Source organism: Agathobacter ruminis, from assembly GCF_002735305.1.
GTDB lineage: Bacteria > Bacillota > Clostridia > Lachnospirales > Lachnospiraceae > Roseburia > Roseburia ruminis.
The window spans coordinates 32,867-59,848 of record NZ_PDYG01000134.1 but is presented as its reverse complement, the minus strand read 5'-3'; the positions used below and the strand labels follow the sequence as shown (position 1 = coordinate 59,848).

Below are 26,982 nucleotides of genomic sequence, written 5' to 3'. Positions count from 1 at the left end.
TCCCCTGTTATAAGTTCCTCTTATATCCACCCGCCATCGAGCGAAATCACTTGTCCCGTCAGGTATTCCGGCATTTCCGTCAGGCGCAAAACAGCCTCTGCGACTGCCTCCGGAGTGCCGAATCCCATCGGAATTTCCTCTGCGAGATCCGCTTTTTCCTCTGCGCTCAGGTGACCGTTCATCTGTGTATCGATTGCACCGCATGCAATGGCATTCACACAGATATGGCTCGGTGCAAGCTCTTTTGCCAATGCGCGTGTGAATGCATTCACGCCTCCCTTTGTAGCGGAATATGCCACCTCACAGGATGCGCCAACCTTGCCCCATACGGATGAAATCTGAATGATCTGTCCGCACTTTCTACCGATCATCGAAGGGATCACTGCGCGTGAAGTATAAAAAACGGATGACAGATTGGTCTGCACAATCCGGTTCCATTCCTCATCGGTCATATCCTGAAGCAGTCCGACCATGGAAATGCCCGCATTATTGACCAGTACATCGATCTGTCCCCACTGTGCTTGCACGGACGCGACCATTTCATTGACTGCTGCAGAGTCCGCAACATCCGCACGATATATCAGAACCGGGATATCATATTGTTCCAGAAGGGTATCGCGCAACCGTTCCAGATCCTCCATATGATTTCTGCAGCACAATGCCAACGCATATCCCGCATTTGCAAATGCATGTGCAATGGCTTCTCCGATTCCTCTGGAAGCGCCTGTAATCAATGCAACTTTTTCAACTTTCATATTTTTTCTCCATTTCTTTGATTCCATACTAGACAAAAACCAAAATATGTGATATTATCATTTTCGTTTGGAACGGCGTGTGGCTCAGTTTGGTAGAGCGCTACGTTCGGGACGTAGAAGTCGCAGGTTCAAATCCTGTCACGCCGATTTCAAAAAAAGGGTTCAGCTTTCGCTGAACTCTTTTTTGTTATTCTAAATCTTATTTGTCGGACACAGCCTCAAAAATTACGGTTGTGCGCGGAGGTACCAGCATCATGTTTCCTGTGAACTGGGACATCGCTCCGAAATCTGCTCCGTCTTTGTATTCACAGTTGGTATTGACCACCATCTTCCAGTGCATTCCGGAAGGTGCGGACGGCAACTGTAAACTCATCGGCTCCCAATAGGCATTCATTCCGTAAAAGACCACATCATCCTTTGTATTGGCCTCATTGCGTCCTGAGTACATCACACCGATCAGGCGTGTATTGCGGTCAGTCTGTCCGTTAAACGGATATCCGTTATGGATGGTAATCTCCGGAAGGTTGTTGCTTGCCTGAGCAGTTGTCTTGCGAATAATCGGATGCTTCTTGCGGAATTTGATCATGAACCGCACAAAATCATGAATCTCCTTGTATTCATCCAGACGTCTCCAGTCAATCCACGAAATCGGATTGTCCTGACAATAGGCATTGTTATTGCCATTTTGCGTATTGCAGAATTCATCGCCCTGATAAAACATCGCCGGTCCGCGGCTCATAAAGAGTGCGGAGAACGCATTCTTAATCATGCGGCGGCGCAGATTCTCCACATTGACGTCATCTGTCTCACCTTCCGCCCCACAGTTCCAGCTGTTGCTGTTGTTGTCGCCGTCGGTATTATCCCATCCGTTTTCTTCATTGTGCTTCATATTATACGAATACAGGTCGTACAGGGTGAATCCGTCATGGCAGGTAATAAAATTCACAGATGCGCGATATCCCCTGCCGTTCTGGCTGTACAGATCGGCCGATCCCGTGATTCGGGTAATCGCCGCAGCGGCCATATTCTCATCGCCCTTCAGGAAGCGACGCATATCATCGCGATAGCGGCCGTTCCACTCTGCCCATCTGTTCCATGACGGGAAGCTTCCTACCTGATACATGCCGCCGGCATCCCATGCCTCCGCAATCAGTTTCGTCTTTGCAAGCACCGTATCAAAAGCCAGCTCCTCCAGCAAAGGCGGGCGCTCCATCGGAGCACCGTTCTGATCACGGCTCAGGATAGAGGCAAGATCAAAGCGGAATCCGTCGACGCGATATTCCGTTACCCAATATCTAAGACAGTCTACAATAAAATTACGTACCACCGGATGATTACAGTTCATGACATTTCCACAGCCGCTGAAATTGTAGTAATATCCGTCCGGTGTCAGCATATAATAAATATTATTGTCAATTCCCTTGAATGAGAAACATGGACCGTGCTCATTTCCTTCTGCGGTATGATTGAATACCACATCGAGAATGACCTCGATTCCGTTTTTCTTCAAATCATAGATGAGGCGTTTTAACTCATCGCCCTCATGATTGTGCTCATTAAAAAACGCATAACTCGTATTCGGGGCAAAATAGCTGACTGTGCTGTAGCCCCAATAGTTGTAGAGTTTGCGCCCGTTATGGTAGCGCTCTCCCTCCATCTCGTCAAATTCGAAGATCGGCATCAGCTCTACCGCATTGACGCCAAGATCCTTTAAATACGGGATTTTGCGGCGCAGCCCCTCATAGGTGCCTTTCTCGTGCACACCGGAAGAGGAGTCCTTGGTATATCCGCGCACATGTGTCTCATAGATAATCAGATCCTCGAACCGGATTTCCGGATTTTTCATTGCGCCCCACTCAAAGTCATTGCGTACGACGCGGGCATGATAGACAAAAGGTTTATTGCCCTTTGGCTTCTGGCCCCACTCATGCTGTCCCGTCACCGCTTTCGCATGCGGGTCGAGAATGACATTGTCTTTGTTAAAAAGCAGTCCTCGCTCCGGATCATAAGGTCCGTCAAAACTGTATGCATATTCCAGATCTTCGATGTCCAGATCAAATACCAGCATCGAAAAACGGTTGCCGATATGATAGTTGTCCGGGAATTTCAGCTTCGCATACGGTTTTTGTTCCCCCGCGTGAAACAGCAGCAGGGTACAGCTTTTTGCTCCGTGTGAGCTGATGGTAAAGCTGACACCGTTTTCTGCCATATGCGCACCTTCGGTGCGGTAATGTCCCGGTCTGACTTTAAATCCACAGATCTCGTCAAGTGGCTGAAGTGCGCTGACATTTCCCAATCGCGAAGGGACATTTTCAAATTTTTTGCGTTCCGGCTCCTTTTCATTTGCCAGACCTTTAATGATGATATGCTGTTTTCTCATCTGTTACATCCCCTTCTTTAATATATCAAGCGCATGACATGTTGCCCCAAGCAATTCCGGTCGCTCACAGACTGTCAGCTGATATTGAATAAATAATGCAAATTCTTCTTCGTCCATCTCATTAAGAATGCGACGCATATGATTCGCAGGTCCGTCCGCTGCAATCAGCTTTTCCCGCTCAAATCCGGCCTGATCGCTCAGCGCCCTGATATCTTCCAGACGTACATATTCATACAGTGGATTGGCCAAATCCGTGCAGTGAAACTGCGGATCAATCATTCCGCTTGCCATTGCTTCCCGGATATGATGTTCTTTGAACCCATACATCAGCACACTGTATTCATTCATAATATAACTGACAAACAGATGTCCGCTTGGCTTCAGTACGCGGTATGCCTCCTGCATCGCAGCCAGGCGCAGCTCTTGTTCCTTTATATGATACATCGGTCCGAAAAATAATACCACATCATACATCTGATCGGCACAGCGTTTTAATTTTTCGGCGCGCCCCTGATATGCCTGCACCAGCGGGCCGTTTTGTTTCAGTCTGCCCAGATTGTGGCGAACTGGTTCCACTGCAGTCACGCTATATCCTTCCTCGGAAAGCGGGATCGCATAACGGCCGGTTCCGGCACCGACATCAAGGATTTGTATCCGGTTCTTTGGAATTCCGCTTTTTTCGAGCTCCTGCAGATATAAATGCAGATAATGCATGGTCACGGCAAATTCCACCTGCCCATGTCTGGAATTCAAGCGTTTTTCCTCATTAAATTTGTTATAGTATTCTTCCAGTTTATTCAATAACTTTGTGATCCTTCATCATTTTTTTCGTTTCATACATATTCGCGTCTGCGCGCTTGACAGTATCTTCGAGCGTCTTGTCCTTCGTCGAATCGTATTTGGCATAACCGCATGCACAACCCAATTCTCCGATCGGCACATCACCGATATCAAACAGCTCGTCCGCTGCCACCTTTTGCTGGATGTTCTGCAGACGGCGCAGGCTGACGCGCGGAAGGAGTGCGACAAATTCGTCTCCGCCCGTGCGATATAATTTTCCGTATTTGCCGATCACATCACGCATAATGCGCGATGCACGCATGATATATTCATCTCCGGTAGCATGCCCATAGGTGTCATTGCAATGTTTCAGATTGTTCAGATCAAATGTGGCAACCGCATATTCGTCAGGGTTTCCCAGTTCTGCCAGCGCATGCTCATACGCATTCCGATTCAGGCAGCCGGTCAGGGCATCTGTCGTAGCCATCTCCCTGTAAAATTCCAATTGATGATGCTCCTCGAAATTCTTGACGCTGTGATGCAGCGTCTCTGCTCCGAGCAAAATAATATAAATCAAAAATCCGAATTTGCCGGTGCGGTTCGCACTCGTGCGATCGGTATAATAAGCCATAAAGTCAATTCCGATTGCCACGGTCAGAATACCAAGTCCAATCATATTGACGACTCCTTTATACCGCTCCGTACCTCTCCGGAAATGTACCGTCAGCGCGTACAGCCAATAGGACAGTCCTGCCAGAATCGTAGACTGAATGACTATGGCGATTTCGCGAAAATCCACAATATTTGCAATCTGCAGCACCGTAGGAACCACCATAATCAGGATACAGTAGGTCATCACAGTATAGAAAAAGATTTTGTCATTGGTCTTAAAGAAATAACGCGCAAACAGAATCGAGCTCGGTCCCATTGCTCCAATCGCAAGGAACGCGGTAAAGGAGGCCAGCACACGGTTTGTGATGATAATCTGTGCCAGCTCCGTCTCGCCAAATCCCCACCATCCAAGCAGCAACGCAAAAATGCCGAGATAAAGCAATTCACGCAGGTCGCTTCTGACCGCGCGCGTAATCAGATAATATGTAATCAGGCAGATTCCAATCATGATGATCAGCAGACATACCAATGAATGAACAAATCCGTTCCTGATTCGCTCCAAAATCATCCACGAACCGGCGCCGACCGTAAATTCGATATTTGTATTGATGATGGCGTCTTCGTATACCGCATCAATTGTCACAATCAACTCTTTTGTCTTGGCCGGAACGGTCACATGATTCCATGCAGATCCCGGCGAATGTCCGAAAATACTGTTCACCGGTTTGCGCTCATAAATCACCTTTCCGTCCGCTTCCACTTTTACCGTCTGATGGCTGGTATAAAACATAATGGTGCTGCGTCCCTGCACCCATTCCGCTCCTATAAATTTGAATGTGAGTATCTCATCCTCTAAATTTTCCAGACACACCGTCGGCTCAAGCGTACGGGTCTCAACGGGTGTCACAGACTGGCGCACCAGCTGCGCTCCGATCAATGCACAGAATGTCGTAAGCCCGCACAACGCTATGACAAGTATAATAAATATTTTTTCACATAGGCTGATTTTTTCATTCTTTCCTCGTTTCATTATGCGATTTCAGGAATTCCAAAAATACCTTCTCTTCAACCGGTTTTGAATAATAAAATCCCTGGACATAATCGCATCCCATCTCAATAAGACCATCTGTCATGTCCTTTGTTTCCGCCCCCTCGGCAACAATCGTAAGCGAATCGTCCTTAAAAATTTGGACAAATTTCGGCAGAATCCAGTCTTCATGGCGGAAATAGCTCCACACCAGCGATTTGTCAATCTTGATGCAGTAAAACGGGAGAGACATCACGTTGATCATATTGGAGTATCCCGTTCCGTAGTCATCCAGTGCAAAACGGGCGCCTGCCTTTTGCAATTGCTGCATCATCTTGCCCATCCTGGCAACTCCAACCGTAGCCGACTCGGTAATTTCAAATACAATATTGTTCAGATCAATCCCATATTCTTCCGCGATTTTCAAATAGTCTTCCGCGAGGAATCTGTGGCGGCACTGAATCGGTGACAAATTGACTTCAATTGCCTGAATTCCCAGCGCATCAAGGTCATGTTCCCTGATAAATCGACAAACCTTGCGGAATACGATTTTGCCAAGGCCCAGTATCGTGCCGTCTTTCTCTGCAATCGAAATGAATGTATCCGGAAACAGCAATCCCAGCTTCGGATCACGAATGCGCACCAATGCCTCCGCCATGGTAAACAGTTCGCACTTGCTGTCATAAATCGGCTGATAAAATACTTCGACATGGTCTTTTTCGATTGCATCATGCAAAGCTCTGTGGTATTCGCGTTCACGATACAGCTTTTCCATCAGTGCATCGTCGACGACTTTTAACTGATAGATTTCTTTTCTGCATGCATCATCCAATGCCATCTCCAGACTCTCTCCGATATCAAACGGTTTTTTGATTTGCTTGTCCGCATACAGATATGCCAGTCGCAGATTCAGTTGCAGCACATCTTTGTTTAATCCAAAGTTCCTGTCAAAATATGCAATCAATTCTGTCTCAATCGGATTGATTTCTATATGCCGCGGGAATACAAGCACAAAACGGCCATTGTGAATATAAAATGTTACCGCATGGTTATAGTGGTTCCGCAATCGGATTCCGATCCGGTTGAGCAGTCGGTCCATCTTTTGCGATCCGTAAATTGACAAAAGTGTCTTATAATTGGCAAATCCAATTGCCATGCACTGAAATTCCTTGCCCATACGAAGCTGTTCACTCGTATATCTGCCGAATCCTTCGAGATTGTAATTGCGTGTTTTGCGATCCTTGTCAAATTCCGGATTCTGCATCGCAAGATAATTAATTGCCACACCTGTACTCAGTCCGATATTTGTAATCAGTAAATACGGGAAGAAATAAATCTGAAGCATACTGGTTAACATTGTGCAGATCACAAATGCATAAAGTCCACCCTTTTCGCGGATGGAGAGATATTTGCGATAATACAGCACAAATGCCAAGGAAATAACCGTATAAAGAATCAGGATCGCAGGAATCAAATAATAATACATCCAGCCCCGGACATATCCGTTCTCGCGGCTGACATCATAGATTGCTTTGGTCCACGGATTGCTGATCAGTACCGCTATCGCAAACCATAGCGGTACCCGCAGCTGCCACCATCTGAGAATCGGATCGGCGGCGCGCTCCCGTGCCGTGCATCGACAATATACAGAAAACAAATAATAAACTGAAATCAAAAAGAGAAAATAGAGCATATTCGAGATTTCGAGCATCCAGGTCGGATAGCGCATATGCCACGTACTGATATACGATGCGATCAAATCCCAAAGTATGCATGACAATTCAGCCACAAGCATTCCCATGAAGACGCGGTTTTTCTTCAGTGGAAGTGAGCGTTGCAGCTGATAGAATACCAAAAATAAAATGAGCATAATCAATGCGGTCAATTCATAACGCGCATCCCAAATCATATTTTCCATCGATGGCGGTCCCCTTGTCCGGAACAGTTTTACTAATACATGTCCATATCAGCATTATACCCTTTTCGGTACCTTATGCCTAGCCCTTCATGCCCATTTCGTTACCTTTCACAGTTTGACCGCCTCGCCCCTATGCCCCGGTAACCCCTTCACTTTGCGGAATATTTTGGACTATAAAATGTCGATATATTCGCCGGCAAGTGCTTTGTTCATGCTGCGGACAGCACAGAATTTGCCGCACATGGAGCATGTGTCGTCATGTTCCGGGGCACGGCTGTCGCGGATTGCGCGTGCCGTCTGCGGATCAATGGAGCACTCCCACTGGGTTTCCCAGTCGAATTCCCGACGTGCATCTGCCATGCGGTCATCAATATCACGCGCATGCGGGATTTTCTTTGCAATATCGGCAGCATGCGCTGCAATGCGGGATGCGATGATTCCCTGTTTGACATCCTCGACATTCGGAAGCGCCAGATGTTCTGCCGGTGTCACATAGCACAGAAAGGCTGCGCCGGCTGATGCTGCGATGGCACCGCCGATTGCGGAGGTGATATGATCATAGCCCGGTGCGATATCGGTGACGAGTGGTCCAAGTACATAGAACGGTGCACCCATGCAGATTGTCTGCTGAATCTTCATATTGGCTTCAATCTGGTCCATCGGCATATGGCCCGGTCCTTCGACCATCACCTGCACATCTTTTGCCCATGCGCGCTTGGTCAGTTCGCCAAGGCGTACAAGTTCTTCTATCTGGCAGACATCGCTTGCATCAGCCAGACATCCCGGACGACAAGCGTCTCCGAGAGATACGGTCACATCATATTCACGGCAGATGTCGAGGATTTCATCAAAATATTCATAAAACGGATTCTCATTTCCTGTCATGCTCATCCATGCAAATACAAGGGATCCACCGCGTGATACGATATTCATTTTGCGCTTATGTTTGCGAATCTGCTCGATGGTCTTGCGCGTAATTCCGCAATGGAGTGTCACAAAATCCACACCATCCTGTGCATGCAGACGTACCACATCAATGAAATCCTGTGCGGTCAGGGTTGCAAGATCTCTCTGATAATGAATGACGCTGTCGTAAACCGGAACGGTTCCAATCATAGCCGGGCATTCCTTGATCAGCTTCTGACGGAATGGCTGCGTATTGCCGTGGGAAGACAGATCCATGATGGCTTCTGCTCCCATATCGACTGCTGCCATGACTTTTTTCATTTCAATATCATAATCCTTGCAGTCGCGTGAAACACCGAGGTTGACATTGATCTTGGTGCGCAACATGGAGCCGACACCATTTGGATCGAGACTGGTATGCAATTTATTGGCACAGATTGCCACCTGTCCTTTCGCCACCAGTTCACAGATTTCCTGCTCGCTGCGGTATTCCTTTTGTGCAACGATTTTCATCTCCGGTGTAATAATTCCGCGCTTGGCGGCTTCCATTTGTGTGCTGTAATCTCTCATTTTTTCATTCTCCTGTATCATTAATGTTATTGAGTTTTCATGGCAAATCCATGATCCATCGGCCCCGGGCCCGCACCCAGATTCAAATTTGCCGACAGAATCAGATTCATATAAGTTTTGGCATCGCGCACAGCATCCTCCAGCGATTCCTGCTTTGCCAGATTTGAGGCAATGGCCGATGACAGGGTACAGCCGGTACCATGCGTATTGGGATTGTCGATGCGTGTGCCATTGATACATATGCCCCGCCCGTTTTGGTACAGATAATCATCCGCCCCCCGGCTGCTGTGGCCACCCTTAACCAAAATGGCACATCCGTATTCCTGTGACAACTGTTCTGCTGCTTTCGCAATCGCAGTATCCGTCTCTTCCGGTGACAGATCTTCCAGCCGGATTCCACTCAGTGCCTGCGCTTCCGGCAGGTTCGGAGTCAGTACGGTTGCGAGCGGAAACAATTGCTTTTTGCAGATTTGAATGGTATCCTCCTCCAGCAGCCGTGTGCCGGATGATGATATCATCACGGGATCGATTACAATATTAGAGGCTTCATAATAACGCAGGCGCTCTGCAATCACAGCTGCATTTGCAGAGGTAAATACCATACCGATTTTGACTGCATCCGGTCGAATATCCTCAAATACCGCATCAATCTGTGCTGCCAGGAATTCCGGAGTAACCGCTTCGATTGCCCGTATTCCCATGGTATTTTGCGCTGTCAGCGCGGTGATTGCGCTCATGCCATAGACTCTTTGCGCCATCATGGTTTTCAGATCGGCCTGAATTCCTGCGCCGCCGCTTGCATCGCTTCCGGCGATCGTCAATGCAGTTTTCATCCAAACAATTCCTCCGTCATTTGAAACAGCGCGCGTGTCTCCTGTTCAATCTCTTTGGCCGCAAAAATAGCACTGACAAGTGCGACTCCCGAAATGCCTGTTCCCGCAAGCTGCGGCAAATTGTCCCGATTGATGCCGCCGATGGCTACAATCGGGACATCCACACTCTTACTGATTGCCTGCAGCATATCCGGCGGCAGAACCTTCGCATCACTCTTGGTTAAAGTGGCAAATGCCGCGCCAACCCCCAGACAGTCCGCACCTTTTCGAACTGCTTCCTGCGCCTCCTCCACCGAATGTGCAGAGACGCCGATCATCATATCGTCTCCGACAAGAGCTCTGACTTCCTCCGGATCCATATCATTCTGCCCCACATGGATGCCATCCGCATGACAGGCAAGCGCGACTTTGACATTGTCATTGATAAAAAGCGGAACTCCATACTTTGCGCACAGTTTTTTCATCTCGCAGGCTTCTTTGATATATTCCTCCTCCGACAAATGTTTTTCCCGCAACTGCACAGCGGTAACGCCGCCTTTCAATGCCGCCTCAACCTGCTCATACAGACTCTGTTCCTTCGCCCAGGCGCGATCGGTTACGGCGTACAATTGCATATACTTTTTTTGACATTTCATTTTTTGCCTCCCTAAACGCAAAAAACAGGAAGCACCTGTTACGATGCTTCCTGCAAAAAATCTCAGTGTAATGACTTCCTACGACGGCATTATCCGTATCAGGTAAAGGGTCGAAGTTTGATTACTTCCTCTCAGCCTGCCGGACAAGCTCCCCTGTTTTTTCCATAGAAAATATACGCCAACGCATGACGAATGTCAACCTAATTCTTGCTGTAAAAATTCTTTTACAGCAGCCGTCACCTGGTCAAGATGATAATCATAACAATGATTGTCATGCGCAATCAGTTTCAATGTCGCATTTGCGTATTTTTTTGCGGCCTCAATGCCATAAGTAACCGGAACTGCCTCATCCTCATCTCCGTGAACAATCAAAACCGGTCCACTGTATTGTGCAATTGCCGCATCCACATCAATAGTGCGTGCCACGCGCAGATAATTGCCGCTGAGCTTCCTGCCGTCCCAGGATTCCACCTCGTCCGGAATATGCTCATTGTCAAATTGCAACCCGAGCAGTTCTCCATGTTTTGCGCGATCCGTAATGACAATCGCCGGGGAAAGCGGAATCAGCGCCTTGATTACTTCTCGCTCCATCGCCGCCGCCAGCATTGCGGTCAGTCCGCCCTGCGAATGGCCGCACAAATACAGGTCCGAGACGTCCTCGCGCGTTTTCGCATAATCAATCACCGTCATCACATTATTCAGCCACTTATACAAATTATGATTGCGGAATTCTCCGCCGCTGCTGCCATGTCCGTACAGTTCCACACGCAATGTTGCCATCCCGATTTCGTTCATGGCCTCCTGCACCGCTACGATATGCCGTTCTTCCATATCTCCCGTAAACCCATGCAACACAATGCACATCGGATACTTTCCGCCTGCAGCCTCCGCCTTCGGAAAATCAATTTTGACATGCAGCCGAATCCCGTCATCCCACAATTCCATTTCTTCCATCATCATCATCCTTTCCAATCATCTCTCTCCTATTTTACCAATGCATTCTTACTCATGCAATGCCCAGCCCCCGTTCCCGGCTTCCTTTACCCCCGCTCTTCACACACGGCATTGGGAAGCAGGATTCGCAACGAAGGCGTACGCCGCTTCTTTGATTGAGGTTGTTCTTTCAACTATTTGCACTTCTTCCGCACTGTCTTTTCGGCGCAAACACCTTGAAGTGTTTCAAATCGCTTTCCTGTCCCATATAGACCGGTTCGGAACACTGTCCATTTGCTAAGTAAAACAACGAAGCCGCTTTTGAGTACTCGATACCGCCTCAGAGCGTCCATCCGGGACGCCATCGGCTCTCGCCACCGTCCGTGGCGGCTCGTATCGAGTGCTTCGCAAAAGCGGCTTCTGTTTTACTAAGCGCGTTCCCAATGATGTTCCTTCACCGGTCTATATGAACCAGGAAAGGAATCAGGACTTTCGGGTGTTTGCGATGAAAAGACAGTTTGTCGAAGTGCAAAATCGGTGAAAGTACAACCTCTTGAAGCAGCGTACGCCTTGAGCGAATCCAAGCTTCCATGCCTATCGTGTGAAGAGCGGGGGTAAAGGGAGCCGGGACGGGGGGCGTGGGGCATGAAGACAAAGCCCGTGGAGATCCACGGGCTTTTTTCATCTGCAGAGTCAAGACTCGCTCGCGGAGCTTGTACTCCGACTGAGTTAATATTCTGTTTCTTTGCAGGCTCCGGTCAATGTGATTTCGAAGTATGCACAGGTCTGCCCCGTCAATGCTGTACTTCTGGCATCTGGTTGCTGACCGCCGATAGAAATCCGGAATGCACCCGGTTCTACGATGCACTTTCCTTTTTCATCGATGATTGCAAAATCTCTCTCCGTCAGCGTAATGCTGATTTCTTTTGTCTCGCCCGGCATCAGATAAACATTGTTCACCTTGCGCAGACTGCGGATTGGGACCCGCGTCGACGCTTCGAGATCTTTCACATAAAGCTGTACCGCCTCATGCTGTGCATATCTGCCATGATTGGTCACCGTGGCCGTCACAGTCACCGTATCTCCGATTGCCGCCTGCGTGCGATCCACTTTTGCATCCTGATAGGTGATTGTATTATAACTCAATCCATATCCGAACGGATACAGCGGTTCTCCTTCAAAATAACGATATGTTCTGCCTTGCATCGCATAGTCCGAAAATGCAGGCAAATCCCGATCGCTCCGATAAAATGTGATTGGCAGCTTACCGCTTGGGGTATCCTCGCCAAACAGTACCTGTGCGATGGCGCGGCCACCGCGCGCACCCGGATACCAGCAGTCAAGGATTGCCGATACATGTTCCTGTGCCCATGTCAGATCCAGTGCAGATCCGGCCTGAACCACCAATACAACCGGCTTTCCGATTGCGGTGATCGTCTCAAGCAATTCCTGCTGCAATCCCGGAAGAGACAGGCCTTTCTTGTCTCCGCTGCCGAATTCATTGCCGGCATCGCCTTCCTCTCCCTCAATGGTGGCATCCAGTCCAAGACACATCACGACCACATCCGCAAGTTCTGCAACCGTCATTGCTTCCGCAAAATCATCGCGTGCCTCGCTCAGTACATGCATACGGTCTTTCCACAAATGTGTACCGTCCGCATGATAAACGCGCACATCGTCTCCCACATATGCTTTGATTCCTTCAAGTGTCGTAATATATTCGGAAGAAATGCCTTCGTAATTGCCGGTCAAAGCCGCACGCGAATTGGAATTCGGACCGATGACGGCAATGGTTTTCAACGAATCCACGGAAAGCGGCAGAATACCGTCATTTTTGAGCAAAACCATACTGCGTTTTGCCGCATCCACCGCCAGATCAATATGTTCTTTACATTCGACCACATCATACGGAATCGTGTCATATTTGCTTCCGCGCTCCGCCAGCGTACCCAGACGCAAGCGCAGATCCATCAGTCGCTCCACAGCGGCATCAATCGTCTCCTCTTTGACCAGTCCCGCCTTGTATGCGTAAATCAGTTTTTCAAATACGCAGCCGCAGTTCAGATCACATCCGTTATTGACTGCCATCGCTGCTGATTCCACTTCACAGCCTGTCACCTTATGATTCTCATGGAAATCTCTGATGGCCCAGCAATCGGAAACCACATGGCCTTCGAATCCCCAGTCGCGACGCAAAATGTCCTTCAGCAAAGTCTTGCTTCCGCATGCAGGCTCGCCGTTCACACGGTTGTAGGCACCCATAACCGCTTCGACCTTTGCGTCTTTCACCAGCCGCTTAAATGCATACAGATAGGTATCATACAGATCCTGCTTAGATACTTTTGCATCAAAATGATGGCGGTCAGCCTCCGGTCCCGAATGTACCGCAAAGTGCTTCGCGCATGCCGCTGCCTTTGGCTCATCCGGATCATCTCCCTGCAGGCCCTTGACAAATGCCATGCCCAGCTGTCCCGTCAGATACGGATCCTCGCCATAGGTTTCATGGCCTCTGCCCCATCTCGGATCCCTGAAAATATTAATATTCGGAGCCCAGTAAGTCAGCCCCTTGTAAATATCATGATCGCCGTGCTTCACAAATGCATTGTATTTCGCGCGCCCCTCGGTTGCTGTCACATCTGCAATCTCGTGCAGCAATTCCTCATCAAAGGTTGCTCCAAGCGCAATCGCCTGCGGAAACATTGTCGCATCCCCGGCTCTTGCCACGCCATGCAAAGCCTCATTCCACCAGCAATATTTCGAAATCCCCAGCCGTTCAATCGCCGGAGCGTGATGCAGCATCTGCCCCATCTTTTCCTCTAGCGTCATCTGCGCCACAAGCTCCTTGGCACGCTGTCTCGTCGCTTCGCTCATATGCCGTCCATCCTTTCTAGCCGACCTCATTTTTGTCGTTCCATTATATGAAAAAACAGACCCCGATTCTACCGAATACTTGCGATGATTCTTCCCTGCAGTGCGAACTTTTCCACACAGAACAGGCCACACCCGAGCCGTCGTTACCATTCACAGTTTATGTTATTGCCTAACATCCTCCCCCGTGCCCCGGTAAGTTCTTCACTTTGCAAGAATATTTTGGTTTTCATATATGCAAAAGCTCGCATCCTGATTGACATATGTCTTTTGAATGCCTGTACAATTTTGAAAAAAGTTTTATGGTTGGCGGACACCCAAAACTTTCGTATATGTACTTCTCATCTAAGGGATACCCGGGTGAATCGAAGTGAGCCTAGTGAAATAAAAATGAGTTTTGATGTTTATAGGCATGCGCCGCCACGGAAGGCGGCGCAAATGCGATTGCAACACGACGTTGCGTAATGCATGGTGCCTATAAACACAAAACTCATTTTGTTATTTCACTTGGCAAACGGAGTCTGAACCCAGGTATCCCTTAGATGAGGAGTACATAATATCAATAAATTACAAATGGTTCATTCATCAAAAGACACATGTGTGATGCTCGCCTTTTGCATATTGAAAACCTGAAATATTCGCAAAACTGTGAAGCACTTACCGGGCCATGGTGCGAGGATGCATGAAACAAATCAGAATATGAATGGCAATGACGGCTCGGGGCGGCCTGGCCTGTGTCTGCAAAAAGGGCTGCTATGCGTGAACAGCGTGCAGGTTTTTCATGGAAATGTCAAGGATTGGGGCAGAGTGCGTCAGCGCTCCACTGGAGACGAAATCCACTCCGCTTGCGATGATGTTGTGGATGTTCTCGCGGGTGACATTGCCGGAGCACTCGGTCTGGGCGCGGCCGTCGATGATGCGAACAGCTTCCTTCATGGTATCAACATCCATGTTGTCGAGCATGATAATGTCGGCGCCGGCCTCTACCGCTTCGCGCACCTGGTCAAGTGTTTCTGTTTCGATCTCGATTTTGCGCACGAATGGCGCATAAGCCTTTGCCATTTCGATGGCCTTTGTGATGGAACCTGCCGCACCGATGTGATTGTCTTTCAGGAGGATTCCGTCAGAAAGATTGTATCGATGGTTTTGTCCCCCGCCACAGGTTACTGCATATTTTTCAAAGATGCGCATATTCGGCGTAGTCTTTCTGGTATCAAGCAATACTGTTTTGCTACCTGACAGAAGCTGTACGACTTCATGGGTATAGCTTGCGATTCCGCTCATACGCTGCAGATAGTTGAGTGCTACACGCTCTCCGGATAAGAGGACACGAATATCTCCTTTTACCTTTGCCATAAGCTGTCCCGCTTTGACGGCATCGCCGTCTTTTACATATGCTTCCACCTCTGTCTTTTCATCGAGCAGTTCAAAGACACGCTTATAAACTTCCATTCCGCAGATGATGCCATCCTGCTTGCAGATCAAATCGACTTCTCCCGGTGTTGCCTCCGGCATCACGGAATTCGTGGTCACATCCTCACTGGAAATGTCCTCTCTTAGTGCCATCATAATCAGTTCATCTGCGTTTAATTTCATTGTAATCCGGTTCATGCTGTTGCCTCCTTCTGTGCGCGTAATCTTGCCTCTTTTTTGATTTCGCTCACTACCATTGCATGGTAATATTCCATGATTGACGGCAGATCTTCGTAGCCGTCAATATTTACCAAATCTTCAAAATGTTCTGCCTTTTCAAAATTGTTCTGTGCTGCGATATCATTTGCGGCACGCTTTGCAAACACAAGGCTCTCCAGCAATGAATTGCTGGCCAGACGGTTGCGTCCATGGACACCGTTGCAGCTGGTCTCACCGACTGCATAGAGATGCTTCATCGTCGTGCGACTGTCCTTGTCCACATAAATACCGCCCATAAAGTAATGCTGTGCCGGAACCACCGGAACCCAGTCGGTCAGCGGATCGTAGCCAGCCTCAACACAGTGCTTATAGATATTCGGAAAATGATTGAGAATTTCCTCCTTTGGAATCGGAGAAAAATCAAGCCACACATGTTCCGTTCCCTGTTCCTTCATCTTTGCATAGATGGCTGCACTGACCACATCGCGTGGTTGCAGTTCATCCGTAAAACGGTTGCCGTCCTTGTCACGCAGTACTGCACCTTCTCCGCGTACCGATTCGGAAATCAAAAAACTGCGTCCGTTTTGTCTCGTGAATAAAGTCGTCGGATGAATCTGGACATAATCACAATTCTCCAGGCGGACATCATGATAGAGCGCCAGTGCCAGCTCCACCATCGTGGTGTGCGCCATCAGGGTGACATTGTCCAATTCCTGTACTCGCGCCAGCAATTTGCTTGTAATCTCGCGTCCTGTCACATCCGCATGAAAGAGAATGCGATTGTTGGAATGAGCGCCCTCACGCGTAAACAAAAATTCACCGTTTGTCTGTTCAAATTCCACACCGTATCCGACCAGATCGCGGATAATCTGTTGCGAACTTCTGATCATGATTTCCACGGATTCTTTGCGGTTTTCATAGTGTCCCGCGCGCATGGTATCTTCGAAATAAGAATCATAGTCTGACTCATCGCGCAGCATGCAGATTCCGCCCTGTGCAAGGAAGCTGTCGCTTCCATCCAGCGCATCCTTTGAAATACATAATATTTTTTTGTTCCGTGGCAGACTCAGGGCGCAAAACAAGCCGGCTGCGCCTGTCCCGACAATTATGACATCATATTTTTGTTCCATCTGATTGCACCATCCTTTTGAAGAGCTATTGTGCGAGCTCCAACATTCTTTGCAATGGAATCAGTGACTTCTCTCTCGTTTCGTCACTCACTTCCACCTCACCGCTTCCGTCACGCAGGCAGTTGCGAATCTTTTCCAATGTCACGCGCTTCATATTCGGGCAAATCTGTACAGCCCCAGCCGAATAAAAAGTCTTATCCGGATTCTGCTGCTTCAGCTGATAGAGCACGCCAAGTTCTGTCGAGATAATAAATTCTTTGTTATCCGACTTCGTCGCATAATCGATAATGCCCGAAGTGCTTCCGATATAATCGGCAAGCGCTAACACCTCTAATGTGCATTCCGGATGAATCAATACTTCGGCCTCCGGATGCATTTCCTTTGCACGGCGCACCACATCTGCGGTCACCGCTTTGTGTACATGACAATATCCATCATTAAAGATAAATTCTTTCTCCGGCACTTTCGATGCAATATATCTGCCGAGATTCTCATCCGGGATAAAGAAAATGTGTTTATTCGGCAATGCTTTTACAATCTTCATCGCATTTGCGGAAGTCACGCATACATCCGAATGCATCTTCAATTCCGCCGTTGAATTAATATAGCAGACCACTGCCACATCATCATATTCCCTACGCACTTCCTCAATTCTTGCAATCTGTGCCATGTGCGCCATAGGACAATCCGCATTTTCGTCCGGCATCAGAACCGTCTTTTCCGGATTCAGAATTTTTGCCGATTCTCCCATAAATTTCACACCGGCAAATACAATTGTGCGCTCTTTCAATTTCACGGCCACTTTTGCCAGATAATAACTGTCTCCGATATAATCTGCTATGGCCTGCACATCATCGTCCACATAATAATGTGCCAGAATCACCGCATCTTTCTCTCTCTTTAACTGTTCAATTTCCTCTACAATCGTAGACATCGCAACTCTCCTTTGTGCTTCTTTCTCACCGATTTCACGTTGACTACGAGTATAACACATGTCAACTCTTGTGACAAGACACTAGAAAAACCCGAGCCAGCCGCGGCGGTAAAATCAAGTCTCGCTCGCGAGACTTGGCGCGAGATTTGCGTCAGCGTAGCTGACATATTTCATATGCAAATCTCTGCGCATCCTCGCGGAGCATTTATCTCAGTCGGAGATTGTAACCCCGACTGAGATAAACGCTCCGGAATTTGCGGTTGTGTCAGCCCTCGATTACCTTTATAATATGGAATGAAATATTTTTGTGGGAAGCCTGTATTTTCGCGGGTTGCAACCACCGGTTGACAAATTGAAAAGGCAACTTTATGGTGTGCAACCACGCAAAATGGTAAGGTGTGTTCATAGCAAAAACATACCGCCACAGAGAAAGGGAATAAATTATGATTTTAGCAGACAAAATTATTTATGAGAGAAAAAAGAACGGATGGTCGCAGGAAGAACTCGCCGATATGCTCGGTGTATCGAGACAGTCGGTTTCGAAATGGGAAGGTGCCCAAAGCATTCCTGATCTGCAAAAGATTTTGAAGATGGCTGAACTGTTTCAGGTTTCAACAGATTATCTCTTAAAAGATGAAATTGAACCGGACGAACGGGAAATCACTTATGAGAATGATCACACCTATGAAACTGCAGAAAAGAGAATTGTATCAATGGAAGAAGCTTCCGATTATTTAATAACCAATGAGCAGTGTCTGCCAAAGATTGGTATCGGTGTCTTTCTTTGTATCACCTGCCCGGCGATTCTGTTGATTATGTGTGCGCTTTCGGAATCCCGGATGTTTGGTCTGCGGGAAGAGCCGGCTATCGCAATCGGACTTTTCTTTTTGTTTGTACAGATTGGAATCGCCGTTGCGCTGTTCATTCAGCAGGGACTCCGTCTGGAGCGTTATGATTATCTGCAAAAAGAAACATTTGAAACAGCCTATGGTGTCGATGGAATGGTAAAGGCTGTGAAAGCACAGCAGGAACATCGCAATCATGTCGCTTTGATCAGTGGCCTTCTTTTATGCATCTTCAGCCCGGTTCCATTGATTCTGAGTGCGTTGATGAATGTACCTGATTATGTATTGGTTTGCCTGGTTGCACTGCTTCTTTTCCTCGTTGCGCTTGGCGTATATCTTTTTATTGCGGTATGTGGGATCCACGGCGCATGCATGGTTTTGTTACAGGACGGCGATTTTGCCCCGTCAAAGAAAATGCAGACACAAAAACTCGAACCGGTTACCAAAATCTATTGGCTGCTCACTGTTGCCATTTATCTCGGTGTAAGTTTTGCAACCAATGCATGGCATTATACCTGGATTATCTGGCCGGTTGCCGGAATCTTATTTGCAGTAGTACATGCAATCGCAGAAGCAATCTGCGGCACCAAAAAAGAAGAGCCTTAAAAAGCTCTTCTTTTTTGCATTTTTCTATCCGTTTTGTCTATACGATTTCGATAAAGCGATCACGAATGGTTGCAAAGCTCTCATCGACGAGGCCGAAGTCCTTTTGTTTATAATTCCAGAGCGCATGTCCGATTCCATATCGTTCAAATACCGCATGGATATCTTTCATCCAGCGCAGGCGATCCTCCGGATCTGCCTGGTCAATGACACCATACTCTCCGCAATAGAGGCATACGCCATCTTTTTGTGCCTTCTCGATTGCAGGAGCAAAGATGTCTTCGAAGAATTCTTCTCCGATCTCGCGAATGCCCTCCTGATATACGGCACCGGCCAAATCAGCTGCGAGCTCATCGCCTGCTTTGCGATATTCCGCAAGTGTCTTTGGATAACCGATGCGAAAATCAAGCGGCATGTTTTCTACCCAGTAGGCACCCTGATGTGAGAATACCATCGGCTCATAGCAATGGAAATTATATACCACTTTCTCATCCACCGGCAGGTTCAGAAGCGGAACACTCATGACATTGTTATATGCCACTCCGCCGACCACCAATACATGGTTCGGGCAAATCTCTCGCACCATATGGATAAAGCGTCCGGCAATCTCATTCCATGCATCCGCAACCTCATGCAAGACCACCTCATTCAGCGGCTCAAATGCCACCTGATCCGGGTATTGTGCAAAGCGGGTTGCAATGCGCTTCCATAAATTCATAAATCTATTTTGCAATGCGTCATCGTAAAAGAATTTCGCACGATCCATATCTTTCTTCAACGGATCAAATGAATAACCATAGCACTCATGCAGGTCAATCAAAACATTCAAATGATTCTTTTCACACCATTTACGACAATTCTCGAGGTAATAAAAACCATCTTCTTTTGGTGTGCCGTCCTCTTCTTCCAGCAATACATAGTCGATTGGAATACGAACATGGTCAAATCCTAAAGATGCGATACTGTCAATGTCTTCTTCCGTAATAAAGGTATCAAAATGTTCTTTATCATATCGGTCAAATTGTGATATCCATCCTCCAAGATTGACGCCTTTCATAAATCCTTCCAGCTGCTTCATGTTGTCGATGCCCTCCTTTATCCTCGTATCAGTCCAATATTGATTCAAACAATTAGATTATATCGAACCCGTTCGTGCTTTTGCAATATCTATAGGAATATTCCAGCAATCCGATATTTAATATTGCAAAGATCAAAAGATACATCGGCATCACGCCAATCCCAATATAATGTTGCAGATTGCCAAACACCATCGGCATAAAGGTGCTTCCCATATAAGCGGATGCCATCTGCAAGCCAATCACCGCCGCACTGTATTCTCTGCCGAATTTTTCCGGCGCCATATGCTGAATGGCCGGATACACCGGTCCCATTCCGGTTCCGATGATCACAAATCCGACTGCTGCAACCTGATAAGCCGACAGTGGAAGCATCACCAATACGATGCCGACCAGCTCTACCGCGATGCCGATGCGAATCAGCATCCTGTCTCCCAGTCGATTCGAGCAAAAGCCTGAAATCAGGCGTCCAAACATCAGTCCTCCGAATATCAGCGATCCAAATGATGCAATTGTTGCATCAGAAAGTCCCGTTTTCGTTCCCTTAAAATAACTTGATGTCCACAGGAAGCAGGTCGCCTCTCCCGCACAATAGGCAAAGAATGCAATCAGCGTCGGAATCACACCGCGGACGTGAATGGTCTCACGAATTCCCACGGAGTCCACGGTCTGCAACTTGCTCTCCTGCTCATGCTTATCCCACAATGGCAAAGAAACGATGACTACCATCAAAATCGCAATCTGCAGATATGCAGTCCAACGATATCCTTCGTTCCATCCCGCATGTCGAAGCGCAATCGCCATAATGTTTGGACTGATGACTGCTCCCACCCCGTAAAAACAGTGCAGAAAGTTCATCACAGATGACGAAAAATGATTGGCCACATAATGATTCACTGCAGCGTCAATGGCGCCTGCGCCCAGTCCGTACGGTACCGCAAACACAAATAAAACCGCATAGCTCCCTGCGAATGAGAATCCGATCAGACCAAGGATTGTCAAAAATATCGAGCATATCACAATCCATTTGGTATGTACTTTTCGAATCACTCTCGGGCTGAGCAATGCGGAGATAATCGTCATAAACGAGATCACCATGGATACATATCCAGCATAAGAAGACGGCACAGAAAATGCAATTTGCATCTTCGGCCAGCCGGATCCCAAAAGCGAATCCGGCAATCCCAGACTGATAAAAATCAGATAAATTACTGCCAGCAATAACGAATACATATTTTTTCTCCAATTACGAATCATATTTGCATATCAGCATCCATTATAGCTAAATGTATCCGCTTTCTCAACTGAAATGACGAATGCGAAGAGGGATTCCGGTGTCTTCCGACAATTGTCTGCATTCCTCAATCTGATTCTCCGGCAGTACATCCACGATGGACCATTTTACTTCTTTGATGGCATCTCTGCACAGTTTTGCAAATTCCACCATCTTGTCAAATGCAGATGGCACCAGTGGTCTGGTCACTTTTTCATAAGCCTGCGCATTCGGCGCATTCAAACTGATGGATACACTGTCAATCACCTCTGCCAGCTGCGGTACAATATTTCCGTGATTTTCCTCACAGCCAAGGCCGTTGGTATTCAGCCGTGTTTTTAAGCCCTTTTCTTCCTTTGCCACCTTTGCTGCCGCAAGCAAAATATCCAGTGCGCAGGTCGGCTCTCCGTATCCACAGAAAACCAGTTCGTCATGTCCTGTAAAATCATAATTGCGAATTGCTGCAAGCACTTCTTCCTTGCTCGGATTCTCCTGATGCCACAAGGTATCGGTATCTCCGATTCCATCTTTCAAAAAGCGGATGCAAAAGGTGCATCGGCAATTACATTTATTGGTAATATTCGCATATACCGAATCTTTATATTTGTACAAAATTTCTGCCATAATTTTCTCCTCCCAGACTAAAACATTCTTTTTTTCAAGCCCGAAGACTGAAACGCAGCAGCCAGTATATAAAAGAGTACCGCGCTTCCTCCCGACTGCACCAAAGAACCCGAAAATGCGGTAAGCAATGCTGCCCTGCTGCCAAACAGAATCATCTCGGCCAGATAATATCCTGTCGCTGAAATAAAAAATGACAGAATCGGTGCAACAATATTGCGCCTGTTCAAAACATTCGTCCCCTTACTTGAAAACGGAAGCACAATCAACATCTTGATGATTACCGTCGCAATTGCCCACATTGGGGCAGTCAGCAAATCAGCGATTCCACCGCCCAAGGCTCCAACCGCGAGCGCATAGGGCAATGGCAACAATGTCGCTGCCAGATAAATCAGGGTATCTCCAAAATGAATATATCCACCGTTCATTCCCACAGGAATATGAAACAGATATGCGGTAAATACCACAGTCAGTGCCGCAAAAATGCCTGTGTATGCCAGCAGTCTGGTTCTTGATGCCATCGTATTTTCACTTGTTCTTTCCACTTGTTTTTCCATTTGTTCCTCCTACCTCTTCATTCAATACTGCCTCAAAATTGACTCCAAAATTTCTGTCAGACTGTTTTGTCTGCGCAATCGCTCTTCCGAGAAAATGAACCGTTGTACGCACAGCTTCGTTCACCGGCTTTCCATTCAGCACATTTGCCATCAGGGATGCCGCAAACAAATCGCCCGTTCCCGAATAGCTTTCGCCATTGCTGCTACAGGCAATGCATTCATACGCCCCCGCAGTACTTACAAGATTATAGATACGTTCCGTTCCAACGGACATTCCGGTTACGACAACTGTCTGTCCGGCATTTCCCCGAACCCGGTCACACAGCGATGCAACTTTCTGCAAGTCTTTTTCGCTCTTAATTTGTGCGATCAGTTGCTTTGCATCCACTCCTGCCAAAAGGCACAACTCTGTCAGATTTGGCGTGATGATATCCGCAAGTGCCACAAGCTTTTTTATTTTTTCCAGCATCTGTGGGGTATAGTTCGAATAGCACAGTCCATCATCTCCCATCACCGGGTCAATCAAAATCAGTGTATTGTCTTTGCGAAAAGTCTGCACAAACGCATAGATGTCATCCGCAATCGCGTCATATGGGATATACCCTGTCAAAATCCCGTCAAAGTCAATTCCCATCCCGGACCACTCTTTGGCACTATGTTTGACCATATCCCCCGTGTCCTGCATATGATAGCTCGGGAAACCGGTCTGCGCTGTCAATACCGCGGTCGGAACCGGACAAACATCAATCCCCATCGCAGACATGACACCGATATCTGCAAGCAGAGAGCAGTTTCCCAAACCGGACAAATCATTAATTGCTGCAACTCTCATAATCCTATCAATCTCCTATGTTTTTCATTTAGATAGCACTATATCACTTTTTTGATTATATCATAATGTCCAGTTTGAATGATTTTTTTATAACCAGATTGAAATCTTTCTATTCCCGCAAAAAAAAAGACACCCCGGATGGACGCGATGTCCATCCGGAATGTCTTGCAAATTTTTTATCTCAGTCGGATAAGCCCCCTTCCTCTAAGCGAAGCATCTGTCGAATTTTGTCACAAAATTCATGTTGGCGATTCTCAAATGTATTGTAACTTTCCCCATCTTTTTGAATCGCCCACTTCGGCAAATAACTGGAAACAGGATTTTGCCATGGAATAATGATGATTTCATCCTCATCAATATCATATGTTGAGAGGATTGCTTTCATCTCTCCAATGGAAGCGCCTTTTAGACTGATTAGTTCCTCAAAATCCTTGTCTCGATTCGTCCCACTCATTAAGCTGCAACAATAATCTCCCTGTGCCATCTCCCAGACATAGAGTTCCAGCCCTTTGCCTGTGCTCAGGTCAAAGTACTCCGGGTATTTTTTTCTTAATGATGCCACATCGATTTCGTCCGTTTGGGCGGCAGTGTTTTCTTTCCGTGAAAACGGATCTGTCATCAGACAAACTCCCGCGACAATACAAAAAATAATTGCACACAGGATGACAAGAAATGCAGGCTTCTTGTAATTCAAAACACCTTTCACTCTTTCTTTCACCCCCACTTCGCCAAACCCCAGCGGACAGACTGCAATTTTTCGTCTCAGGAGGCTGCAGTCCAGAAGCGCCTGTGAGTATGCCACCAATTCAGCCTTATCCATATTTTGGACAACTCTCTCATCACAGGCCATTTCAAGATCGCGGCCAAACAAGATATATGCAATCCAGCAAAGCGGATTGAACCAGTAAACAGCAAGCAACAGATACGCCAGAGGCTTCCACAGATGATCATGGTGCTGTAAATGGGCTTTTTCGTGGCAAATCATAAGGTCAAGCGTCTCTTCGCACACCGAAGACGGCACATAGATTGTAGGGCGGAGCACGCCCAGAATAAACGGCGATTTGACTTCATCACATGATAAAATACATTTTCCGACAGGCACGCATACAGAAACCTCTTTCTTGAGCTTTATGAAGCTAATGAGCGCATATGCCAGCATGATAACAGTCCCGCAAATCCATACGGTTGCTGCAACCGGGACCACGCTTTGAAGCGAATTTGTACTGTCCGCAGAAGCTTTTGTAAACGACTCTGCAATCACCGGATTGATCATGTCATTGACAATGGCAATTCCCGAATTGATGGCAGGTTCCTGCTGGGCAGCAATATTTTCCGGAATTGTTTCACGGCTTGGAATCAGACTGAAAATACTTCCAAAGGAAACTGGGCAGATCAGCCGGATTGCTACCATTCCCCACAGAATGCACCGGATCCATTTCGGCGCTCTTTTCAGGAGCAGTCTGCCAAGGATAACCGTCAGAATCAGCCAGCCTGCGGTAATACTCATATTCATTATTTTAAGAAAAACAGCGCTCATAATCACACCTCCCGCTTAAACGCATCTATCATTTTTTGAATTTCATCAGCTTCTTCAGCCGATATCCCTTTCTTTGATATAAATGCTGCGATAAATGAAGGGAGAGATCCCTGATAGGAATCTTCAATTATATGCTCACTTTTGGTCGAATAAAATTCCTCACGCGAAACCAGAGAAGTTACTACACCATCCCGGTTTTGCAGCAGTCCTTTTTCACAGAGTTTTCGAAGTACGGTATAACTTGTCGGCTTTTTCCAGTTCAACTGCTTTTCACATATTTTTGCCAGTTCTCCTGAGGCAATCGGCTCATGCTCCCACACGATATCAGCAAAGCGCTCCTGTATTGCCCCGAGTTCAAAATCTTTCATATTTGCCTCCCTCCTTTTGGTTTACTCAGATAAACTACATTTTTAGTTTATCCGAATAAACCACCTCTGTCAAGATTTTTTTCCGATTATTTTGAGCCGTCATCTTTTACATCATTCTTAACTTATCTTAAATATCGATCCACCAATTCACCTACAATCTTTGAATTCAGAACATACTGTTCGGTCTCAAATGTAAGAATCAAGCGTTCCCCCGGCATAATCCCGTTCATTTGATAACTATTGAGTTTTTTGATTGCTGTAATGGCATAATCAGCTTTATCCATCATTCCTTCGTGCTCCCAATAAATCTCTCTTTGCAATCTTCTCGAAAGAAATGTAAAGTCTGGGTAAACCGTTCCATATCCAACAAGTTTTAAGGGCTTTTCATACTGGTACAGAATGTTGTTTCTGTAAAAGTAATCTGCAAGGATTTTCTCTGACTTCGAGCGCACGCGTTCTCCCTTCTCCGTAAGAATTAAAGGGGTTCCTTCCTTGAATGTTTTTCCTTCATACGCTTCTGAATACCATCGTTCTTGCAATTGGCTGAATGTTGGTTCTACAGGAGTAATTAGTTTTTGCCTTTCCGGATGTAACGACATAAATAGTTGCTCAATCTCATCATCATTATAATCTTTAAGAATTGCAGCAATATGCCTAGCCCTTGCATTTGCGTTCTTAAGTACAGCTTCATTATATGCTTTCTGCGCCAGCTGACGAGGAAGCTGCACATTATCTCTTGGGATGTATTCACCATTCCTGTCATCTATACACTGATAGTATCTGGCGACACCATGATCTACCGATATTCGAAGGCGCCCTTCCGGTGTCGCAATCATATCATTCTTTACCTTTGTTATGATACTTTGCAGATGTTTTTGCTCTTTTAAGAGCAATTCTCTTAATCCATACAAATATTTGTCCCCCTTTTCTATTTTGTTATCTATGAAACAGCAATTATTTATGCTTGGTTTTTGAGAGTTGTTTATCTCAGTCGGGGTTACAATCTCCGACTGAGATAAACGCTCCGCGAGGATGCGCAGAGATTTGCATATGAAATATGTCAGCTACGCTGACGCAAATCTCGCGCCAAGTCTCGCGAGCGAGACTTGAATAAAAGCCCTTTGTTGGAAGGTCTTTTGTTGGAAGGTCTTTTGTTGGAAGGTCTTTAATTAGAATCGTTTTATTGAAATCATTTTATGGAAATTGTTTTTGAATAGCTTTTATTATAATTCTTTTCAGTGATAGAAACTGTTCTCTTCTATTGAAAACATTTAATTTGTTGAAAAGTACTTTATCCGAGAAATCTTGATTGATTCAAATATGACAATTTCGAGATTAAGTCATATCCTTTTTCATC

General features: G+C 46.8%; 22 protein-coding genes, 1 tRNA gene and 1 riboswitch. Of the genes, 2 read left to right on the top strand and 21 right to left on the bottom strand.

The features are described from left to right. Positions 1-20: 20 nt before the first annotated feature. Positions 21-782 (bottom strand): elongation factor P 5-aminopentanone reductase, encoded by a 762-nt coding sequence (gene ymfI / locus CSX02_RS12400; RefSeq protein WP_242970486.1) that lies wholly within the window; start codon positions 780-782, stop codon positions 21-23. A 46-nt stretch (positions 783-828) separates the two neighbouring features. Between ymfI and CSX02_RS12395 the strand changes: the two genes are divergently transcribed. Next, positions 829-902, top strand: a tRNA-Pro gene (locus tag CSX02_RS12395). Between the two features lie 52 nt (positions 903-954). Here CSX02_RS12395 and CSX02_RS12390 read toward each other — a convergent pair. The 12 genes from CSX02_RS12390 to nadA form a co-directional block, all read right to left on the bottom strand. After that, positions 955-3,135 (bottom strand): glycogen debranching protein, encoded by a 2,181-nt coding sequence (locus CSX02_RS12390; RefSeq protein WP_099386907.1) that lies wholly within the window; start codon positions 3,133-3,135, stop codon positions 955-957. A 3-nt stretch (positions 3,136-3,138) separates the two neighbouring features. Next, positions 3,139-3,936 (bottom strand): class I SAM-dependent methyltransferase, encoded by a 798-nt coding sequence (locus tag CSX02_RS12385; protein ID WP_242970485.1) that lies wholly within the window; start codon positions 3,934-3,936, stop codon positions 3,139-3,141. Continuing rightward, on the bottom strand, positions 3,929-5,557 hold the full coding sequence (locus CSX02_RS12380) for a sensor domain-containing diguanylate cyclase (protein ID WP_099386906.1): 1,629 nt from the start codon (positions 5,555-5,557) through the stop codon (positions 3,929-3,931). Before CSX02_RS12380 ends, CSX02_RS12385 begins: the two co-directional genes overlap by 8 nt. After that, a complete protein-coding gene (locus CSX02_RS12375; protein ID WP_099386905.1) occupies positions 5,538-7,472 on the bottom strand; it encodes an EAL domain-containing protein in 1,935 nt (644 codons plus the stop codon). The genes CSX02_RS12380 and CSX02_RS12375 overlap by 20 nt, the downstream gene beginning before the upstream one ends. Positions 7,473-7,643: 171 nt before the next feature. Further along, positions 7,644-8,948 (bottom strand): phosphomethylpyrimidine synthase ThiC, encoded by a 1,305-nt coding sequence (gene thiC, locus CSX02_RS12370; protein WP_031543609.1) that lies wholly within the window; start codon positions 8,946-8,948, stop codon positions 7,644-7,646. A gap of 26 nt (positions 8,949-8,974) precedes the next feature. Continuing rightward, complete coding sequence (gene thiD / locus CSX02_RS12365) at positions 8,975-9,781, bottom strand: bifunctional hydroxymethylpyrimidine kinase/phosphomethylpyrimidine kinase (RefSeq protein WP_099386904.1); 807 nt, start codon at positions 9,779-9,781, stop codon at positions 8,975-8,977. After that, on the bottom strand, positions 9,778-10,416 hold the full coding sequence (gene thiE, locus CSX02_RS12360) for a thiamine phosphate synthase (RefSeq protein WP_099386903.1): 639 nt from the start codon (positions 10,414-10,416) through the stop codon (positions 9,778-9,780). Before thiE ends, thiD begins: the two co-directional genes overlap by 4 nt. A 58-nt stretch (positions 10,417-10,474) precedes the next feature. Continuing rightward, positions 10,475-10,581: riboswitch (TPP riboswitch) on the bottom strand. 30 nt (positions 10,582-10,611) lie between these two features. Continuing rightward, positions 10,612-11,379 carry an alpha/beta hydrolase gene (locus CSX02_RS12355; RefSeq protein ID WP_242970488.1) on the bottom strand — a complete coding sequence of 256 codons (768 nt, stop codon included), beginning with the start codon at positions 11,377-11,379 and terminating at the stop codon, positions 10,612-10,614. Between the two features lie 699 nt (positions 11,380-12,078). Then, positions 12,079-14,220, bottom strand: coding sequence for a glycoside hydrolase family 3 protein (locus tag CSX02_RS12350; RefSeq protein WP_099386902.1), 2,142 nt, complete (start codon positions 14,218-14,220; stop codon positions 12,079-12,081). 750 nt (positions 14,221-14,970) lie between these two features. Then, the gene (gene nadC / locus CSX02_RS12345) at positions 14,971-15,828 is read right to left on the bottom strand and encodes a carboxylating nicotinate-nucleotide diphosphorylase (protein ID WP_099386901.1); all 858 of its coding nucleotides are present in this window, start codon (positions 15,826-15,828) and stop codon (positions 14,971-14,973) included. Then, on the bottom strand, positions 15,825-16,979 hold the full coding sequence (locus tag CSX02_RS12340) for an L-aspartate oxidase (RefSeq protein ID WP_099386900.1): 1,155 nt from the start codon (positions 16,977-16,979) through the stop codon (positions 15,825-15,827). The genes nadC and CSX02_RS12340 overlap by 4 nt, the downstream gene beginning before the upstream one ends. Positions 16,980-17,004: 25 nt before the next feature. Further along, entirely contained in the window at positions 17,005-17,913 is a 909-nt protein-coding gene (gene nadA, locus CSX02_RS12335) for a quinolinate synthase NadA (RefSeq protein ID WP_099386899.1), read from the bottom strand. 443 nt (positions 17,914-18,356) lie between these two features. Between nadA and CSX02_RS12330 the strand changes: the two genes are divergently transcribed. Continuing rightward, positions 18,357-19,364, top strand: coding sequence for a helix-turn-helix domain-containing protein (locus tag CSX02_RS12330; RefSeq protein WP_099386898.1), 1,008 nt, complete (start codon positions 18,357-18,359; stop codon positions 19,362-19,364). Between the two features lie 37 nt (positions 19,365-19,401). On the opposite strand, the gene CSX02_RS12325 is transcribed toward CSX02_RS12330, so the two are convergent. From CSX02_RS12325 to CSX02_RS12290, 8 genes are all read right to left on the bottom strand, one after another. Beyond that, on the bottom strand, positions 19,402-20,439 hold the full coding sequence (locus tag CSX02_RS12325) for a glycoside hydrolase family 5 protein (RefSeq protein ID WP_031543600.1): 1,038 nt from the start codon (positions 20,437-20,439) through the stop codon (positions 19,402-19,404). 52 nt (positions 20,440-20,491) lie between these two features. Then, positions 20,492-21,670 carry an MFS transporter gene (locus CSX02_RS12320; RefSeq protein ID WP_099386897.1) on the bottom strand — a complete coding sequence of 393 codons (1,179 nt, stop codon included), beginning with the start codon at positions 21,668-21,670 and terminating at the stop codon, positions 20,492-20,494. 67 nt (positions 21,671-21,737) lie between these two features. After that, positions 21,738-22,334 carry a TatD family nuclease-associated radical SAM protein gene (locus CSX02_RS12315; RefSeq protein ID WP_099386896.1) on the bottom strand — a complete coding sequence of 199 codons (597 nt, stop codon included), beginning with the start codon at positions 22,332-22,334 and terminating at the stop codon, positions 21,738-21,740. 17 nt (positions 22,335-22,351) lie between these two features. Next, the gene (locus CSX02_RS12310) at positions 22,352-22,888 is read right to left on the bottom strand and encodes a TIGR04002 family protein (protein WP_330399565.1); all 537 of its coding nucleotides are present in this window, start codon (positions 22,886-22,888) and stop codon (positions 22,352-22,354) included. Next, on the bottom strand, positions 22,860-23,720 hold the full coding sequence (locus tag CSX02_RS12305; RefSeq protein WP_099386895.1) for a PfkB family carbohydrate kinase: 861 nt from the start codon (positions 23,718-23,720) through the stop codon (positions 22,860-22,862). The genes CSX02_RS12310 and CSX02_RS12305 overlap by 29 nt, the downstream gene beginning before the upstream one ends. Positions 23,721-23,901: 181 nt before the next feature. Further along, positions 23,902-25,257: a M56 family metallopeptidase gene (locus tag CSX02_RS12300; protein WP_099386894.1), complete on the bottom strand. Its 1,356-nt coding sequence runs from the start codon at positions 25,255-25,257 to the stop codon at positions 23,902-23,904. Between the two features lie 2 nt (positions 25,258-25,259). Further along, on the bottom strand, positions 25,260-25,625 hold the full coding sequence (locus CSX02_RS12295; RefSeq protein ID WP_099386893.1) for a BlaI/MecI/CopY family transcriptional regulator: 366 nt from the start codon (positions 25,623-25,625) through the stop codon (positions 25,260-25,262). 122 nt (positions 25,626-25,747) lie between these two features. Beyond that, positions 25,748-26,536, bottom strand: coding sequence for a hypothetical protein (locus CSX02_RS12290; protein ID WP_099386892.1), 789 nt, complete (start codon positions 26,534-26,536; stop codon positions 25,748-25,750). Between the last annotated feature and the right edge of the window lie 446 nt (positions 26,537-26,982).